This is a genomic window from Bacillus sp. 005/A4HT-01/001 (genome assembly GCF_004634445.1).
In the GTDB taxonomy this organism is placed as follows: domain Bacteria; phylum Bacillota; class Bacilli; order Bacillales; family Bacillaceae; genus Bacillus; species Bacillus altitudinis.
In genome coordinates this window covers 101,853-119,652 of the sequence record NZ_SEIZ01000001.1, presented here as the reverse complement: position 1 = coordinate 119,652, position 17,800 = coordinate 101,853, and the positions used below count along the sequence as shown (strand labels likewise).

The window sequence follows — 17,800 nt, the reverse complement described above, 5'->3', positions numbered from 1 at the left end:
AGTGTGAAAAGCAGAAAAAGCGCCGAGTCTGTCAGTTGATGCCGGCGCTCTTTCTATTTTGTGAGGTGGAAATTTGTGTATATCGATATTACCATCGACTTAAAAAACTATGATGGCAGTGTGTTTGATTTGAGACTATCAAATTATTTACATATTAAACAAGTCATCCATATCGCCTGGCAGGCAAAACAAATCTCACTACCTAAACGAGATGGCGGATGGGTGCGTGTAGTCAATAAGAAAGCTGTGTTTTCAGGCGAATATAAGCTGTCAGACTGTGGAATCACCACAGGAGACAGGCTGGAAATACTATGAAAGGACTTTTGTAAATGGCAGATAAAAAGAGTTCCTATTTAGAAGAACAATTAGAAGCAGTCATGAAAAAAGAGGAAGGCACTTACACCTTCATTTTTCAAAGAGAGACAATTAAACTCTTAGACGGTTTAGAAGCGGCACCGATTAAAGACATCAATCCTTCATTTGAAAAAGAGATCCAATTAACCGAAGGTGAGGTCATCATTTCGATTCAACCGCCTCCTGCCTATCAGGAATTTCGTTTCATCCATGCAAAGGATGAAAAAAGCAAATGGATTTTTTCATACCAGCTTGTCGATGCAGTGTGCAAACACGACGTGAAGCGGCTGCATCCTATTGTTTCTCCTGAAAACATTGTTTTTCATCAAGGCTTAGCGCCTGCATTTTTGCATTACGGGGTCAAAGAAAGCATCCCGCCATATGAAACCGACGAACATCGTTTGTTAAAAGAGGTCAAAGCCGTCATTCTTCGAGTGGTGGACCATGAATATCAGTTTCAAGAATATTTGTCTTATCATGATACATTGAAATTATCTGAACAGGCAAAGGAAATAAGTGATACACAGTCACTGGAAGAATTGTCTGCATTAATTCAACAAAAAATAGAAGCCATCGAAGCAAAAGAAAAGACGCTCTTAACCATTCCAAAAAAGAAATGGAAGATCGAACGATACATTGGACTTGGTCTCCTTGTTCTTTTGATTCCTGCATTGGTGTATACCATTTACACGTTCTTTTTCGCCATGCCGAAACAAGAAGCGTATGTGGAAGCGAACAAATATTATCTCAACAAACAGTACAGCCAAGTGGTGGATACGCTCGAAAAATACAAAGCCGATCAAATGCCAGTCTCTCTTCAATATGAACTGGCCATTTCGTATGTGCAAACGAATCAAGGGAATCTATTGCTTGACCAGCACAAAAAAGAAATCACGGATACGTACACATTGCAGACAGACCCGCAATACTTCCTGTTCTGGATTCATATTGGACAAGGCAATAGCAAGGAAGCTCTGGATATTGCAAGGGTGCTCGGGGACGACCGATACATATTCACAGCACTCGTCGCCTACCGCAATGAAATTCAAAATGACGACAGCCTATCTGCTGAAGAAAAACAAAAACAGCTAGATCCAATCATAAAGGAAATGGCGAAGTATGAAGAAAAAGAAACAACGGAGACGAGCACCAATGACTCCTCAGATGCAAGCCAAACAGATGAAACAGCTGAACAAAAAGAGCAGTCAAAAGCCGATCAGGAGAAAAAAGAGAAAGAATCTGATGCAAAAAAGAAAACCTCTCAGACGAAAAAAGATGAGAAAAAATAATTCTTTCGATACAACTGACAGTTGGTGCTGTCCGATGAGGAGGTGGAGCGTTTGAGTCTTCTATGGGTTTTTTATGAAGAAGATTATCAAACCGTCCGTTTAGATGAGCAGTTCAACCGGGAAGCTGTGATTGGACCTGAAATAGAGCATACAGTAACGATTCCTTCCCTTTCGTTTGATGAAGGATTGATTCGTTTATCTCCAGATGAAACGAATGACGGCTTTTCTCTTTATCAGGGCGAAAAAAAGAAAGGTCACTTACTTCCACATGAACCATATCAGGTTGGTTCACTCACACTCATGTTGATGGATTCACATCATGATCAAATCATTTATTACCTAGGAAATAGAGTCGAAGTGACTATTTCAAGTGAAGAAATAGATGAAGCGGATGTGTGGAAAGAAGAAGCCCATTCAATGTTTCAAAATGCCAAATCCTTCACGTTGGAAAAAATAGAAGGCGCTTGGTATGTGATTCCCCAAGATGAAACGATCTATGTGAACGGGAAACAGCTGCACGGTCCACAGCAGCTTCTTGCTGGAGATGAGCTGTTTTGGAACTTTTTGACGCTGTCATTGAAAGATGATGATTTATTGCAAGTAATAGCATTTGAACCATTTCAAACAAGTTTAGAAAAAACAAGGCCGCCGAGTACCGAAACGAAACAAAAATATCCTTTATATAGACGAACACCACGTTTGATTTACGATCTGCCAGATGACCGGGTGTCTTTCAGCTTTCCTTCACAGGAGAGTGAAAATAACGGCAGAGGACTTTGGCTCGTGGTTCTTCCGCCGCTTGTCATGCTGATTGTCATGGGGATCGTGGCCCTTGTACAGCCGCGAGGTATCTTTATTGTCGTGTCGATGGCGATGTTTATTATGACGTTAATTACTTCGTCCGTTCAATATTTTAAAGAGAAATCACAGCGCAAAAGACGAGAAGAGAAGCGGCAACGCGTTTACTCTCTTTACTTAGAAAATAAGCGGAAAGAGCTGCAAGAGTTGTATGACCGTCAACAATTTATTTTAACGTATCATTATCCGTCTTTTGAACAAATGAAATATTTGACGTCAGAAATCAGCGGGCGTATTTGGGAAAAGACGCTTGTCAGTGATGATTTTTTACAGTTGCGTCTAGGGACAGGTGCAGTTCCTTCAAGTTATGAATTATCGACGAGCGGCGGCGATATGGCCAATCGTGACATCGATGACTTAATGGAACAAACCCAGCATATGCAAAACGTCTATCGCGAGGTAAAAGATGTACCGATTACGTTCGGTCTTGCGGACGGTCCAACCGGATTAATAGGAAAACCGGCAATTGTCAAAAATGAACTTCACCAGCTTGTCGGTCAGCTTGCTTTCTCGCACAGCTATCATGATTTGAGATTTGTTTTTATCTTTAATGAACAGGAGTATGAGAACTGGGAATGGATGAAATGGCTGCCGCACTTCCAACTTCCTCATACATACGGGAAAGGGTTTATATACAACGAACAAACACGTGATCAGCTTTTGTCTTCTATTTATGAAATTTTGCGAGAGCGTGATCTGGAAGAGGAAAAAGAGAAAAAAATCTTTACGCCTCACTTTGTGTTTATCGTGACAAACCATGAACTCATTGCGGAACATGTGATTTTAGAATACCTAGAAGGCAGCCGGACGGATTTAGGCATCTCAATTATCTTTGCGGCAGAAACAAAGGAAAGCTTGGCTGAAAATATTTCAACGCTTGTTCGTTACATTAACGAAGAAGAAGGAGATATTCTCATTCAGCATAAGAAGGCCGTACGAATTCCATTTCAGCTGGATGCACATGAGCGAGCGGACAATGAGCTGTTTGCTAGAACCTTAAGAACATTAGATCATCAAGTCGGGATGACCAACTCGATTCCAGAAACGGTCTCCTTCCTTGACCTGTTTCATGCCAAACAGGTAGATGACATTGGCATTCGTGAAAAATGGCTGACATCTGAAACAGCAAAGTCATTATCTGTGCCTATCGGTTATAAAGGAAAAAACGATATTGTCGATCTGAATCTGCATGAAAAAGCACATGGCCCACATGGTCTATTAGCAGGAACAACGGGATCAGGAAAAAGTGAGTTTTTACAGACGTATATTTTATCCTTGGCTGTACACTTTCACCCGCATGAAGTGGCGTTCCTGCTCATTGATTACAAAGGGGGCGGAATGGCGCAGCCGTTCCGAAATATTCCGCACTTACTTGGTACGATCACAAACATTGAAGGCAGCAAAAACTTTAGTGAAAGAGCGCTTGCCTCTATTAAAAGTGAACTGAAGAAAAGACAGCGCTTGTTTGATCAGTATCATGTGAATCATATCAATGACTATACGAAACTCTATAAAGAGAAAAAGGCGGAACAGGCGATGCCTCATTTGTTCTTAATCTCTGATGAGTTTGCTGAATTAAAAAGTGAAGAGCCAGATTTTATTAGAGAGCTTGTCAGTGCCGCGCGGATTGGACGAAGTCTCGGTGTCCATCTCATTTTGGCGACACAAAAGCCCGGCGGGGTCATTGATGATCAAATTTGGAGTAACTCCCGCTTTAAAGTCGCATTAAAGGTACAAGATGCATCAGACAGTAAGGAAATTTTGAAAAATAGTGATGCAGCGTCGATTACCGTGACAGGTCGTGGATATTTACAAGTGGGGAACAATGAAATCTATGAATTATTCCAATCGGCTTGGAGTGGTGCACCGTATATGGAAGATGGCTACGGATCAGAAGATGACATCGCCATTGTAACGGACACTGGACTGATCCCATTATCAGGGGTAAGTACAGAGCCAGCTGTGAAAAAAGAGACAGTGACGGAAATTTCCGCTGTTGTGGATGAAATTGAACGTATGCAGCAGGAGCTTGGAATTGAAAAGCTTCCGAGTCCATGGCTTCCACCGCTTGAAGAGCGTATTCCAAAAACACGTTATGCATCAAGTGAAGAGCACGTCTTCCATTTCGCTCTTGTCGATGAGCCAGATCAGCAAAGCCAGCATCCACTTTCTTATCAAATGATGGAGGATGGAAATATTGGCATCTTCGGTTCATCCGGCTACGGCAAATCACTTGCTGCAACAACACTGCTCATGAGCTTCGCAGAAAGATATTCACCTGAAGAATGGCATGCATATATTTATGACTTCGGTAACGGCACCTTGCTACCGCTTGCCAAACTTCCGCATACGGCTGATTATTTCTTAATGGATCAAATGAGAAAGATTCAAAAGTCGATGAAGCGTCTTCGTGAAGAGGTTGAATATCGCAAGCGTTTATTTAGACAGCAGGAAATGAGTCATATCAAAATGTACAATGCGCTGAATGAGAAAAAGCTTCCATTCATATTTATCGTGATTGACAACTTTGACATTGTGAAAGACGAAATGCATGAACTCGAATCTGAATTTATTCAGTTAAGCCGTGATGGACAATCGTTAGGCATTTATTTCTTAATCACAGCGACTCGTGTCAACGCAGTCCGTCAATCGCTTATGAACAATTTGAAAACAAAGATTGTCCATTACTTAATGGATCAAGGAGAAGCATACTCCATTATTGGCAGACCGAAATTCAGCTTAGAGCCGATTCCAGGACGAGTCATTATCAACAAAGAAGAGCTTTACTTTGCCCAAATGTTCCTGCCAGTTGAAGGAGAGAACGATCTCGAATTGTTTGAGCATTTAAAACAAGAGATCCAGCTTCTAGATGCTCGCTTTGAATCAGCTGAAAAACCAAAACCTGTGCCGATGCTTCCTGATAAACTGACCATTTGGGAGCTAGAGAGTCGCTTAGAAGAACAAAAACAGCCGTATGACATTCCAGTCGGACTAGATGAGGAATCTGTTGCACCTGTTTACTTTGACTTGAAGAAGAATAAACACTGCCTCATTATCGGACAAACGCAGCGAGGGAAAACAAATGTGACCAAACTGATGCTTGATCAGCTATTAGTAGCAAAACCTGAGAAGCTGGCCGTCTTTGATTCGATTGATCGGGGGCTCTCTCATTATGCAAAAGAAGAGAACATTGATTACCTTGAAACAAAGGATGATATCACAGAATGGGCAGAGGAAATAGATCGTTTATTCAAGGTGCGTGAAGAGATGTACGTCGAAGCTGTGCGCCGGGGAGAGACTGATCAGTTGTCGTTCTCTCAAATTGTGCTTGTGATTGATGGCATTACGCGTTTTCAGCAGACAATCGACCCGCGTCTTCAAGATCAATTGGCTGATTTCATGAAGTCATATGCACACTTAGGCTTCAGCCTGATCGCATCAGGAAATCATACCGAATTCAGTAAAGGCTATGATGCACTCACAAACGAAATCAAACAGGTTCGTCATGCCATGTTACTGATGAAAAAATCAGAGCAAAACATCATACCGCTTCCGTATGCAAGACAAGAACCAGAGATTCAGCCAGGCTTCGGATATTTGGTTGAAAACGGGAAAGAGAAGAAAATCCAGGTTCCTTTATGTGCGGTAGAAAGGAAGAGTGTTCAATGACAGAGCAGCAAAAAAGCTCCATCAAAATCGTGTCGACCATGATACTGATTCTCGTCTTGCCGGTTCTATTTTTCCATCTCATTGGGGATGATCCGGCAAAACAGAAAAAGAATGCCACACGTAACATTGCCGTGGTCAATGAGGATATGGGGGCGAGCGAAAGTGAAAATACCGCTCGTTTCGGACAGGATGTGGTGGCAGCATTATCAGAACGTCCAGATTACACATGGACAGTCGTCAATCGAAGTGCGGCAGAAAATGGCCTGAAAAATAGAAAGTACGATGCAGTTCTCTATATTCCATCTGACTTCTCTAAAAATGTGCTGAGCTATGATAAGGATCATCCTGAGAAGGCATCTATCCAATTCTCGATCCAAGATCAGCTGAATGCAGTAAATAAAGAAAAAGTACAAAGAGAGCTAGAAAATGCTCAAAAGAAAATGAATGAACAAATGTCGACTTTATATTGGAGTTTTGTATCACAGGAAATCGGCAATGTCAGAGAAGAGTTTGAGCATATTGTTGGCAAAGAGGTCGAATTCCAAAACACGATGTACAACTTCTATAAGCCAAATTCAAACAAACTATCTGATGCCGTCCAGCAGCAGAAGAAACAAATAGAAGAACTAAAAAATGCGATGGCCGATTCACAAAAACAGTATAAAGACGGTTTAAGTACAACAGAAGAAGCGAAAAGCCAGCTGAAGGATTTCGTAAAAGTAGTCGATCAATATCAGCAGTATCAAGACAAACAAAAGGATCTCTTGATCAAAGCGCAATCGACAAGCAAAAAACAAATCCAGCAAGGACTCAAACAGCTTGCTGAGATTCAAAACCAAAATGCCCGCAGCTTTAGCGATCAAATGGGCGGACTCAAAACCGATATCAATGGGGTCCAAAGTCAGCTTAAAACAACGGACAGCGCAATTCAATCTGTTCAAAGGGCAAGAGAAGACGTAATTCCTAAGCAATCGTCGGGATTAACGGACCTTGTGAAGGCGTCTCAAGAAGAACTATTGAAGAATTATGAAGGTCAATACTTAGAGGCCTATAAAAGTAAGATCATCGCCTTGCAGAATAAGCTAGAAGCAAAAAGGCAAGAGCTAATCAACGCACCCGAGCAGCCAGCTGATCCTGATGATGACGGGCAATCAGATCAAGATAATGAGAACCCAGAAGAGATTGGCATTAACTTAGATGATGAAACAAATGAACTCTCGCAAATTTCATCAGAAATGAACGATCTAGCTGATCAATTAGAAGATCAGACTGCACCTCCTACTAATGAAGATGATAAAGAGGGTGAAAACGGTCAGGATGCTGTTCAGCCAGATAACAGCGGCACGAATCAATCAAAAGATGACCTAAAAGCACTGTCTAATCGTTTAGAAGAAGTGAAAAAGAAGATTCAAGAAAAAGCGGCCGCTCATAACGACCAATTGAAAGACAAAGTAAGTCAAATGAGTAAGGAGCTTGAAAGCCTCACGAAAAAAGTAGAGAAGCTTGAAAAGATGATTCTAAGGTTACAAGATCGATATAACGTCATTCCGAATGAAATCAAAAATCAGGAATCCTCTATTTTAAACAAAGTGCAAGAGCTGAAACGAGTAAACTCGCCGATTGGCAACACTGTGAATACGAAAATATTTGATCAAGAGTTTAAAACAAATTCAACAAGCACCAAAAAGTTAATGGAATACTCCAATCAACTGTCTCAGCTAGAGATGATGCTTGGGAACCTATATCAACCAACAAACAATTCATCTCTACTAGACACAAAAGGAGATGAAATCCAGTCCATCCTTTCCATCAAAAAAGAAGAAACGGAAAACTGGGATACACTCAAAAATCAAATGCTGACGTCAAATGATGATGTGTCTACCTTTATTGATGAGATGCAAAAATTCTCAGATGGCTACGCAGAATACATTTCGACTCAGCAGGCAAGCATGGAACAGGAGTTAAATGCCATTTCTGAAAGTGCGGACACAGTAGCTGAACAAATGGCTGATCAAGGAGATGCGGTGTATACGGCAGACCTTGCGGGCAGTTCGATTGTTGTGAGTGCACAGGATTCAATTGGTCAGGAAGTGCTTCGTCTTTCTGAAAATATGAGTTCGTTAACCGACCGCCAAAAAGGGGTGGCCGATTATACGAATAACATTGAAGAAAGTGTCACAACCGTTCAAGAAAAAGCAGATACCCTGAACGAAAACTGGAGTAAGAATGTCAATTCTACAAAGCTTGTTCAACAAGATTTAAAGGGTATTTTAGGCAACACTTTAGACGATCAAGGCAACAGCAACTATGTGTATAACCATTTAGCCAATCCGTTGAAAATTAGCGGCGATGTGCCAGAAGAAAAAACGCAGACTGTACCGCCAGTAGTCATTTTGGTTATTGTCATGATCAGCAGTTTGTTGATTGGCTTTTTTAGCTCGTATTATGCGTCAGCGCCAATGCTGGTCAAAGGTGCACTGTTTGGTATTTTAAATCTGCTAGTCGGGCTCATGATCAGCCTGTTTGGACTCAACATTTACAAACTAGCTGATGACCAAGCCATTCAATGGTCCATCTTTACGATTTTGCTGCTAGTGGCATGCTCTGCCTTTATTCGCACAGCTTTCCTTTTCGGTTCAATTGCCGGATGGATGGCAGCAACGGCGCTTATATTCTTCTTTGTTGCACCGTTAATTGATTTGGTCATGCCAAACTTCCATTTTACAAATCCAGTGACAGACGTGTATCTGTCTATCCAATATGGAAATGGAGACAACTTCGGTATGGGCATCACAGGGCTACTGATTTTAACGATATTGTTCATGGTCATTCCACTAGTGAAGAAGCTATGGAAAGACAAAACAGAGGAACGTGATGTCACTCATGAGGCTTAATCTATTCGTCAAAGGGATGGCACTTGGTGTCATATCCCTTTTTCTCCTCAGTCCTGCTGCTTTTGCTGCTACAGGTGAAGATACGGATACGAATGTCAAGCCGAATGAATATCAAGAAAAGAACCTCAATATTAATTCGAGTATATTGAGGGATCAAACGAAATACGAACAAAGCAAAACAACATCTAAAGTCAAAACGGACATTCACTTTGCTGACCCGCCTAAGACCTCTGGTGGTCAACTTTCGCCACAAATTTTTAGTGATCTGAAAGAAAATCCGCCTAAAACGCCAGCTCGTATGATGAAAGAGATGAATATCTCTTTCAGCGATTCGGCTGTATCAACGCCTTCTGGCGATGATCATGAAAAGCAGAGATCGGCGCTTCTGCCAATCATTTTTGGCATCTTGATCGCCTGTGGCATCATTGTCATGATCATTCTGATTCCAAAAGTGAATGTGAAGACGGAAAAGAAATAGCCTGCCTTTTGAAAAGGGCAGGCTTTTCTTTATGCAGATTGCTTGATGTGATACCGATTCACTATTTAAAATAGTGTTATCAAGGGAGGAGATTGTCATTCGAATTTCAATCGTCACAGGCGGATCAAAAGGATTTGGTTTAGCACTTGTCAAACAGCTACTTTCACGTGGGGATAACGTGTATACCGCTGCAAGAAGTGAGTCGCCACTATCCCACCCACACCTCACGCATTCACAGGTTGATCTCACTGATGAGGAATCGGCTGCAAAGTGGCTTCAGGGCATCTTGTCCTCGCAAACTCTCGCAGACGCTGATGACATCTTGCTTGTCAATAATGCAGGAATGGTGACTCCTATCAAACGTGCAGGGCAAGGCGGAGAGGATACGCTTCATCAGCATTATACGCTGAACCTTGTCATCCCTGTTTTGCTCAGCCATGTGTTTGTGAGGGAGACACAATCTCTTGATGGGAAGAAAACCATCGTGCATCTTTCTTCTGGGGCAGCTAAAAACCCGTACAAAGGATGGAGTGCCTATTGCAGTTCAAAAGCAGGGCTTGATATGTTTATGAGGACTTTACATGAGGAACAGCAGGACGAAGCATATCCTGTCACCACGTTTTCCTTTTCACCCGGTACGATTGATACGGATATGCAGGGAGAGATTCGGAAATCTTCCAAACAGGACTTTGAACAAATTGAGCGGTTTCAGCAATTACATGAAACAGGTACGCTAAAGAGCCCAGATGAAGTGGCCGGTATTTTACTAGACCTACTAGCAGATGACCCAGCTAGCGGTTGTGTATACGATGCCCGTGAGTATGAAAAAAAGCAGTCATAACGGCTGCTTTTTTCGTATTGTACAAGCAAAGACAGCTTATCGAGCATAAGCTAATTTTGAGACTCATCGGAAATATGACAGAACATTTGAGTTTCTTTTCAGAATATGTTAGGATGCTAAAAATATAGATAAGGAGGGGTTTCCATGAGAAAGGTTACATTAATGGATGTTTACACCCATCCAGTCGCTCAAAAATATTTAAATCGTTCAGGAAAAGCCCACGCCATTGCTTGTGCTTATCACGCATTCAAACTGGCGATGCAGGCGGGGATTAACCCGGATCTTGCTGTGAAAGCAGCACTCTTGCATGACATCGGCCACTATGAATGGTATACAGCAGGCGGAGAATGGGATTACGAGACATATAGACGAAATGATATTCATGCCATTAAAGGGGCAGAGCGGGCACATAAACTGCTCATACGGCTCGGCGAGGAACCAAAAGCAGCCAAAGAGATTGCCCTTGCGATTTTGCTTCACACAGATTCATATTTGCCAGAGGGCGACCTGCATAAGGACACACTCCAGCAAATTGTGAAGAAAGCAGATGAAATGGACGAAGAGCCTGGTGGACACCATCATTACAGACAAATAGATGAATCACTTGCGCTCAAAAAAATTGCTGATTTGGATGAGAAGGTGCAGCAGGCGCTTCAGCCCATGAAACGCTCTGTTTAATATGGAATATCTCCATGAATCGTTCCGTGCTGATCCACATACAATGTGCGGATCACAGTACGGTTAAATGCCGACGTCCCTGACGCAGTGAGACCTGTGTAATGAACCGTGACGGAATAAGCACCTTCTTTTTTCAATTGAACGGCAGATGAAGAGCTCGTTTTCAGTGGATGATCCAACTCGGCATCTTTAAAATAAGTGGTCTCTACAGTTTTGCTTAATCGTTTAATCAGCTTGCTCGAATGTGTCGATGCATCTCCTGATTTCGCTGCAGCGATTTTGATTTCTTCATTCAATGGTGAATCAAAGGATACAAGTAGCAAATAAGGATCCTTTTTTCCTGAATTTGATCGAATCGTCCATTTTCCTGGAACGGGTTTATTGATTTGCACATGGTGTGAATAGGCGCCTTCATATGGGAATGATGCTTCGGATGTCGTCAAATTGGTTAAGACATCTCCATTTGGCGCAACGATTTCCGGATTGGCTTCCTGTCTTTCATTTAACCACTGAATCGATAGGCCATTCGTTCCTTCCTCTACATAGAACGCTTCTGTTTTATCCTTTTCACTTTCTCCACCTTTCACATAAACGTTTGTATTTAGCTCCGAAGAGACTGGTTCTTGCTCTTGTTCGTCTTCACTTTCAGCGCTTGCGGTACTTGCACGCAGCTGTGCCTGAAATACGGGGAACATGCTTGTGCCGTTTTTGATCGAAAAGTGATCCCATTTTCCTGTTAAAATATTGTTTGCATATGCTAGCTTTGTGCTGCTGACCGTCACAGCGCCATCGTTTGCACCAAAGCTTTTTAAATACATGCCGCCTAAATAAAGCACTCCGCCAAAGGTTCCCCAATCTGAACCAGAATAGGTTACATACTTATGAGGGAACGTCTCCAGCTGGTCGGTTTCACTTCGAAAAGCTGCCATCATCCCGGTTTGCAGAGAATAGAGCGCGTCGCTCTTTTGTCCAAGGATTTGCGCAAGCCAGCTTCCGCCTTTGCTATAGGCTAAATCCGCAAGCGGCGTCCCATAGTGTGGAGAGCCAAGTGTGATGACTTTCTCTACATATGGATGAGCGTTGTAATACACGAGGGCAGCCTGCGTATCCACTCCGCCTTTACTATGACCGATTATGATCAGTTTTCTGCCGAAAAATTCATAGATTTCTTTTAACTTTTCTGCTAATAGTTTCCCATTCTTTTTCATGTCCTGATCTGGATACAAATCTATGAACGCGCTTTCGTATCCGTTCAGAACAGCTTGTTTTGCCATATCGTTTCGATCAGACCATGTGGAGGAAGAACTGTTTATGCCATGAACAAAAACAAGTGGGGGTTTTGACAGGTCTTTTTGTACCGGTTCTTCTCCTTTAAACCACTTCCCTGGTGTACCAGGTGCATCTCCAATTGTGCCTGCGTGCGCATAACTTGCAGAGGATAGTAAGAGCATGACAGCAACGATACAGATTAATTTTTTCAAGATCATTCACCTCTTCAAATAATTTAAGATGTTGGCAGCACCAATCTATTATACTTCTAAAAATTGTAAAAAAATATGAAATGTAAAAATACGGTAATAATGTTGTGGGTTTGCTGAGTGACACTCACATGGGTCATTGCATACGCTGTGGGTAAATACACAAGTAAAGGGGCAGGTAGCATGGCACAACAAGGAAGACCACAGCTTGTTTCATTAGTTGATCCATATGTTTATCAAACATTGCAGAAAGTAGTCGGTATGAGATTGATTGTTCAAACAGTGAAAGATACAGTACGTGGAAAGTTGAAGGAAGTGATGCCGGATCATATTGTGATTGAGGCGGGGGCAAAATCAGTGTTTTATGTGCGGATCCAGCAAATCGTGTCGGTGATGCCTGATCACAGTGAAAGAGTGTAACAAGCAGACGCACAGGTGTCTGCTTTTTTCAATGCTTACAGAATGTATATCTGGAAAAAGTGCATGATATACCAATTGTTCTTTTTTTTTCAAAAAATATGGTTCTAAAACAAGAAGCAGTTGACAGAAGGTGGGTTGAATAGTAGTTTTTTAATAAGGTCAATACGTAACAGGAGGAGCATCTTTGTTAAAATCTAAAGTTCATTTTTGGACATTCCAAATATTACTGGTTTTACTGATTGTGTATGTATCAACAAAAGTTTCATTTTTATTTCAGCCGATCATTTTATTTGCTTCAACGTTGTTTGTTCCTATTTTACTGGCAGGTATTCTCTTTTTCATCTTTAATCCGATTGTTCGATTTTTGTCGAAGAAGATACCTAGGACGCTCGCCATTCTGATTATTTATCTCCTATTCATCGGGCTTATCACGTTTGTTGTCAATGCTGCTGGACCTGTCATTGTCACGCAGGTGGGTGGACTTGTCAAAAGCTTCCCGGGGTATGTCACGGACATGCAGAAATTTATCAACGATTTCTCGCATTCTAAAACATTTACGTGGATGATGAACCAAGATTATGTGTCTGTTTCGAAGTTTGAACAGTCGATCGTTTCGACATTAAAAGATTTACCGGAAAATATTGCTTCCAGTATGTCGGCGGTGTTTGGCGTGATTGCGAATATTGCTCTCGCTGTCATTACCGTTCCATTCATTTTATTTTACATGCTAAAAGACGGGCATAAGTTTCCGGACAAGCTCGTTCAATTTTTGCCAATGCCTTACCGTAAGGAAGGATTGAAGATTTTTAAAGAATTAAACGATACGCTTGCTGCTTACATACAAGGGCAAATCGTTGTTTGTTTATTTGTCGGAGTTGCTTGTTTTATCGGATACTTATTAATTGGTGTGAAATATGCGCTCATTCTCGGCATCATTATTGCGGTGACAAATGTCATTCCATATCTTGGGCCATATCTTGGTGCGGCGCCAGCTGTGCTCATTGCTTTTCTTGATTCGCCTGGAAAAGCGGTTGTGACTGTTATTGTCATTCTTGTTGTTCAGCAGATCGATGGAAACGTCATTTCTCCATTGATCATTGGAAAACGTCTCAACACACATCCGTTAACAATTATCTTGCTATTAATTGGGGCAGGAAGTTTTGGCGGAATCCTTGGCATGATTTTTGCTGTTCCTGTCTATGCGCTGCTGAAAGCCATCACACTCAATATTGTCAGATTGGTTCAGCTGCGTCAGCGCTCTCGAAAAGAACAGCATTTAAACGTTTAGGGCAGATGCACAACTTTTCCCTTTTTGCATAACATAACTCACATAAGCGAATAGGGAGGAGAAGGAAGATGCCTGCGATTGTTGGACCCATCCATATTGAGTCTTTAGGCGGAAACGGCTCGGCTACTTTTGGTGACGTTCTCGCCATTGCCCCTTTGGCTGTAGATCACTCGACCGGTGGAGCGGGCGCTTTTAATTCAGGTGATTATATGTCCCTGACAAGCGATCCGAATGCCACCATGCTTTGGGACTTTACACTGTTTGGCCAGCCTCAATCATTTAATGCATAAAAGACAGCTGATCATAGGACATATCAGCTGTCTTTTTTATGTTGGATAGACACGTATTGTTCCGCTAGGCATATGATGAGGGTAGTAAAGGTGGTGGAAAGATGCCAGCAATTGTTGGACCCATTCATATTGACCGTGTCATAGGAAACGGTTCTGCACATTTCGGCGATGTGTTTGCCATTTCGCCAAAAAGTGTGGATCATTCCGCTGGTGGTTCAGGCACCTATAATGCAGGAGATTTTGTTCAATTTTTCAACAATCCGAACGTCACATTTGTTTGGGATTCAAACCTCATCAGCCAGCAAAAGAGCTTTAACGCATAGCGCCAGCTTTGAAAGGGTCTCCTTTTCAGAAGCTGTCTTTTTTTATGGTACAATGGATAGAAGAAGGAAGAAGAAAAAGGGGGGAAAACACATCAAATGAAAATAAGAAAAGCGCATCTGACAAGCGGGCAACCAACAACCTACAATGTATATTTACATGAAAATAAAAAAGAATATAAAACGCTTGTCGCTGTACCTGATATGGAATGGAGTATTTCTATCGCGTATGAAGACGAAAAAACGCAGCTTGAGCAAGCACTAGAACAATCTTTAAACAAAAGAGTAGAAATAGACGAAGCCCGTGAACTTGCACAAAAAATTGTGCACTGGGTCACAGAAATGTAAATTCAGAAACCAGGAGTGAACACAGCAATGAAAGAAGAATCCGTAGACTTTTATTTGCAGCAAGGGATATTTGGACATGCTGAAACAAAACCAGATGAACGAAGAATGTTTCTCGGCTCATTAAGAGAACGTGCTCTTCTCGCTCTGACAAAAGGGCAAGTATCGAGACATAAATCGTATCAAGAGGTAGAGCAAGTATTGAAGGCAAACCGAGAGGCCACTGTTCTTTTAAATGGTGAATTGTCATATGCTTCTTATTCTCCATATGTCAAAATGGCAAATGCCGCTGGTTGTTCTTTTAAAGTGGTCAACCATCACGAGTCACATTCACCTTTTGGGCTTGTGATAGAGGTGCCGCATGCGATCAATCAAGAGCATATCTATATAGAAGATGAGCTTTTTCAAAAAGCTTTTTCTCGTGAATCTGTTGAATAGGTTTCCCTAGTGAAATGAATAAGCTATAATGATTCAAAAGAGCATATGGGAGAGATGCGGATGGGCAAAGCATTGATTTGTATTGATTATACAGTTGATTTTGTTGCAGACGATGGAAAACTGACGTGCGGAAAGCCTGGACAGGCGATTGAGTCGAAGATCACAGAGATCACTTCTTCATTTATTGATGAAGGACACTTTGTTGTTTTTGCCGTCGATCATCATGAAGAGCAAGATCCATATCATCCAGAGACAAAGTTATTTCCGCCCCATAATATTCGCGGGACAGAAGGAATTGAACTTTACGGAAAACTAAGTTCACTATTTCACACGTCAACACATTTAAATCATGTCTATTATATGGAAAAAACAAGATACTCTGCTTTTGCAGGCACTCAATTAGAAATGAAACTGCGCGAGCGTGGCATCACTGAACTTCACCTAGCCGGAGTGTGTACCGATATTTGTGTACTTCATACAGCTGTTGATGCGTACAATAAAGGCTTTGAACTTGTGATTCATGAGAATGCCGTAGCGAGTTTTAATGAAGCGGGGCACGAGTGGGCACTTTCTCACTTTGAGCATACGCTTGGTGCGAAAGTGGTTAAGTAAGGGAAGGAGAATGGAAGTTGGAGCATCGGTTTATTGACGACAGTTTATCACTACATACAGATCTTTATCAAATTAACATGGCAGAAACGTATTGGAGAGACGGCATTCATGAGAAGAAGGCAGTCTTCGAACTCTTCTTTAGAAAGCTTCCATTTGACAACGGCTTCGCTGTATTTGCTGGTTTAGAGAAAGCGATTGAATATTTATCGGACTTCTCCTTCACCGAGAGCGACCTTGCATATTTAAAAGATGAACTCGGTTATAAAAGCGATTTCATTGAATACTTAAGCGGATTGTCTTTTACAGGGACACTTCATTCAATGAAAGAAGGAGAAATTGTCTTTGCGAATGAACCTATTATGCGCATCGAGGCAACACTTGTTGAAGCGCAGCTAATTGAAACGGCACTGCTCAACATCGTGAACTTCCAGACGCTAATTGCAACAAAGGCGGCTCGTATTAAAGGAATCATTGAAGATGAGACAGCATTAGAATTCGGAACAAGACGTGCGCATGAAATGGATGCAGCCATGTGGGGAGCAAGAGCAGCACTGATCGGCGGATTTCAGGCAACAAGTAATGTCCGTGCAGGGAAACGCTTCAATATTCCCGTATCAGGCACCCATGCCCATGCCCTTGTACAAGCATATCGCGACGAATATACTGCATTTAGAAAATATGCCGAAACACATACAGACTGTGTCTTTTTAGTGGATACATATGATACGGTCAGATCAGGCATTCCAAATGCGATTAAGGTAGCGAAAGAATTCGGAGACAAAATCAACTTTATTGGGGTCAGACTTGATAGCGGAGACCTTGCCTACTTGTCTAAAAAGGCGAGAACGATGCTGGATGAAGCTGGATTCCATGACGCAAAAGTCATTGCATCAAGCGATCTTGATGAACACACCATTATGAACTTAAAAGCACAAGGTGCAAAAATTGATGTATGGGGTGTTGGAACGAAACTGATTACCGCATTCGATCAGCCAGCTCTTGGTGCTGTATATAAGCTTGTATCGATTGAAGAAAACGGTCAGATGAATGACACGATCAAAATTTCTTCTAACCCAGAGAAAGTGACAACACCAGGCCGTAAACGAGTGTATCGCATTATCAATCAATTGAATCATCACTCTGAGGGAGACTACATTGCCCTTGAAGAAGAAGATGTTCAAAGTGAAGATAAGCTGAAAATGTTCCATCCAGTTCATACATTTATCAGCAAATTTGTGACAAATTTTGTGGCAAAGGACCTTCATGTCCCAATTTTTGAACAAGGGAAGCTGGTGTATGATAATCCAGATATCCAAACGATTCAAGCATATGTGCAGGACAGTCTCGGACTCTTCTGGGAGGAATACAAACGAATCAGCAAACCAGAAGAATACCCAGTCGATTTGAGTCAAAAATGCTGGGATAATAAGATGCAGTTTATCCATGATGTGAAAAATAAAATCAAAAAAGAGCTTTATGAAAGCTGATTACCCCGGGAAAGGAGATCATCAAGCCAGATGGTCTCTTTTTTTTCATGTTGGACGATTC

At 41.8% G+C, this 17,800-nt stretch carries 16 protein-coding genes; 15 read left to right on the top strand and 1 reads right to left on the bottom strand.

The features are described 5' to 3' along the window. Positions 1-75: 75 nt before the first annotated feature. The 7 genes from yukD (at position 76) to ES896_RS00635 (ending at position 11,061) form a co-directional block, all read left to right on the top strand. Positions 76-315, top strand: a complete 240-nt coding sequence (yukD, locus tag ES896_RS00665) for an ESX secretion system protein YukD (protein ID WP_008345897.1) — start codon at positions 76-78, stop codon at positions 313-315. Positions 316-329: 14 nt separating this feature from the next. Beyond that, positions 330-1,643, top strand: a complete 1,314-nt coding sequence (gene essB / locus ES896_RS00660; RefSeq protein WP_135226221.1) for a type VII secretion protein EssB — start codon at positions 330-332, stop codon at positions 1,641-1,643. Between the two features lie 51 nt (positions 1,644-1,694). Then, a complete protein-coding gene (gene essC, locus ES896_RS00655) occupies positions 1,695-6,170 on the top strand; it encodes a type VII secretion protein EssC (protein WP_135226220.1) in 4,476 nt (1,491 codons plus the stop codon). Beyond that, positions 6,167-9,064 (top strand): type VII secretion protein EsaA, encoded by a 2,898-nt coding sequence (gene esaA, locus ES896_RS00650; protein WP_135226219.1) that lies wholly within the window; start codon positions 6,167-6,169, stop codon positions 9,062-9,064. The genes essC and esaA overlap by 4 nt, the downstream gene beginning before the upstream one ends. Then, positions 9,045-9,542 (top strand): type VII secretion protein EssA, encoded by a 498-nt coding sequence (essA, locus tag ES896_RS00645; protein ID WP_017367967.1) that lies wholly within the window; start codon positions 9,045-9,047, stop codon positions 9,540-9,542. Before esaA ends, essA begins: the two co-directional genes overlap by 20 nt. A 97-nt stretch (positions 9,543-9,639) precedes the next feature. Then, positions 9,640-10,383, top strand: a complete 744-nt coding sequence (locus ES896_RS00640; RefSeq protein ID WP_026050140.1) for a (S)-benzoin forming benzil reductase — start codon at positions 9,640-9,642, stop codon at positions 10,381-10,383. 144 nt (positions 10,384-10,527) lie between these two features. Beyond that, positions 10,528-11,061, top strand: coding sequence for an HD domain-containing protein (locus tag ES896_RS00635; protein WP_007500462.1), 534 nt, complete (start codon positions 10,528-10,530; stop codon positions 11,059-11,061). Here the strand turns inward: ES896_RS00635 and ES896_RS00630 are convergent. Then, entirely contained in the window at positions 11,058-12,542 is a 1,485-nt protein-coding gene (locus ES896_RS00630) for an esterase/lipase family protein (RefSeq protein ID WP_017367965.1), read from the bottom strand. The genes ES896_RS00635 and ES896_RS00630 overlap by 4 nt on opposite strands. Positions 12,543-12,722: 180 nt before the next feature. Between ES896_RS00630 and ES896_RS00625 the strand changes: the two genes are divergently transcribed. From ES896_RS00625 to ES896_RS00590, 8 genes are all read left to right on the top strand, one after another. Next, positions 12,723-12,959 carry a YuzF family protein gene (locus ES896_RS00625; RefSeq protein WP_135226218.1) on the top strand — a complete coding sequence of 79 codons (237 nt, stop codon included), beginning with the start codon at positions 12,723-12,725 and terminating at the stop codon, positions 12,957-12,959. A gap of 184 nt (positions 12,960-13,143) precedes the next feature. Continuing rightward, a complete protein-coding gene (locus ES896_RS00620; RefSeq protein ID WP_008345881.1) occupies positions 13,144-14,247 on the top strand; it encodes an AI-2E family transporter in 1,104 nt (367 codons plus the stop codon). Positions 14,248-14,315: 68 nt separating this feature from the next. Beyond that, a complete protein-coding gene (locus tag ES896_RS00615; RefSeq protein WP_008345880.1) occupies positions 14,316-14,537 on the top strand; it encodes a spore germination protein in 222 nt (73 codons plus the stop codon). Between the two features lie 101 nt (positions 14,538-14,638). Further along, complete coding sequence (locus tag ES896_RS00610) at positions 14,639-14,860, top strand: spore germination protein (protein ID WP_008345878.1); 222 nt, start codon at positions 14,639-14,641, stop codon at positions 14,858-14,860. 96 nt (positions 14,861-14,956) lie between these two features. Continuing rightward, positions 14,957-15,205, top strand: a complete 249-nt coding sequence (locus ES896_RS00605) for a YueH family protein (RefSeq protein WP_008345876.1) — start codon at positions 14,957-14,959, stop codon at positions 15,203-15,205. 27 nt (positions 15,206-15,232) lie between these two features. Beyond that, positions 15,233-15,640, top strand: coding sequence for a YueI family protein (locus ES896_RS00600; protein ID WP_007500468.1), 408 nt, complete (start codon positions 15,233-15,235; stop codon positions 15,638-15,640). 60 nt (positions 15,641-15,700) lie between these two features. Beyond that, on the top strand, positions 15,701-16,252 hold the full coding sequence (locus ES896_RS00595) for a cysteine hydrolase family protein (RefSeq protein ID WP_008345872.1): 552 nt from the start codon (positions 15,701-15,703) through the stop codon (positions 16,250-16,252). A gap of 17 nt (positions 16,253-16,269) precedes the next feature. Next, a complete protein-coding gene (locus ES896_RS00590; RefSeq protein WP_017358937.1) occupies positions 16,270-17,739 on the top strand; it encodes a nicotinate phosphoribosyltransferase in 1,470 nt (489 codons plus the stop codon). Positions 17,740-17,800: the final 61 nt, after the last annotated feature.

Bases quoted from the DNA above. Each gene is read 5' to 3' on its own strand.
- essB (WP_135226221.1), top strand. From the start codon at position 330: ATGGCAGATAAAAAGAGTTCCTATTTAGAAGAACAATTAGAAGCAGTC.
- esaA (WP_135226219.1), top strand. From the start codon at position 6,167: ATGACAGAGCAGCAAAAAAGCTCCATCAAAATCGTGTCGACCATGATA.
- essA (WP_017367967.1), top strand. From the start codon at position 9,045: ATGTCACTCATGAGGCTTAATCTATTCGTCAAAGGGATGGCACTTGGT.
- ES896_RS00635 (WP_007500462.1), top strand. From the start codon at position 10,528: ATGAGAAAGGTTACATTAATGGATGTTTACACCCATCCAGTCGCTCAA.
- ES896_RS00625 (WP_135226218.1), top strand. From the start codon at position 12,723: ATGGCACAACAAGGAAGACCACAGCTTGTTTCATTAGTTGATCCATAT.
- ES896_RS00615 (WP_008345880.1), top strand. From the start codon at position 14,316: ATGCCTGCGATTGTTGGACCCATCCATATTGAGTCTTTAGGCGGAAAC.
- ES896_RS00610 (WP_008345878.1), top strand. From the start codon at position 14,639: ATGCCAGCAATTGTTGGACCCATTCATATTGACCGTGTCATAGGAAAC.
- ES896_RS00605 (WP_008345876.1), top strand. From the start codon at position 14,957: ATGAAAATAAGAAAAGCGCATCTGACAAGCGGGCAACCAACAACCTAC.
- ES896_RS00600 (WP_007500468.1), top strand. From the start codon at position 15,233: ATGAAAGAAGAATCCGTAGACTTTTATTTGCAGCAAGGGATATTTGGA.
- ES896_RS00595 (WP_008345872.1), top strand. From the start codon at position 15,701: ATGGGCAAAGCATTGATTTGTATTGATTATACAGTTGATTTTGTTGCA.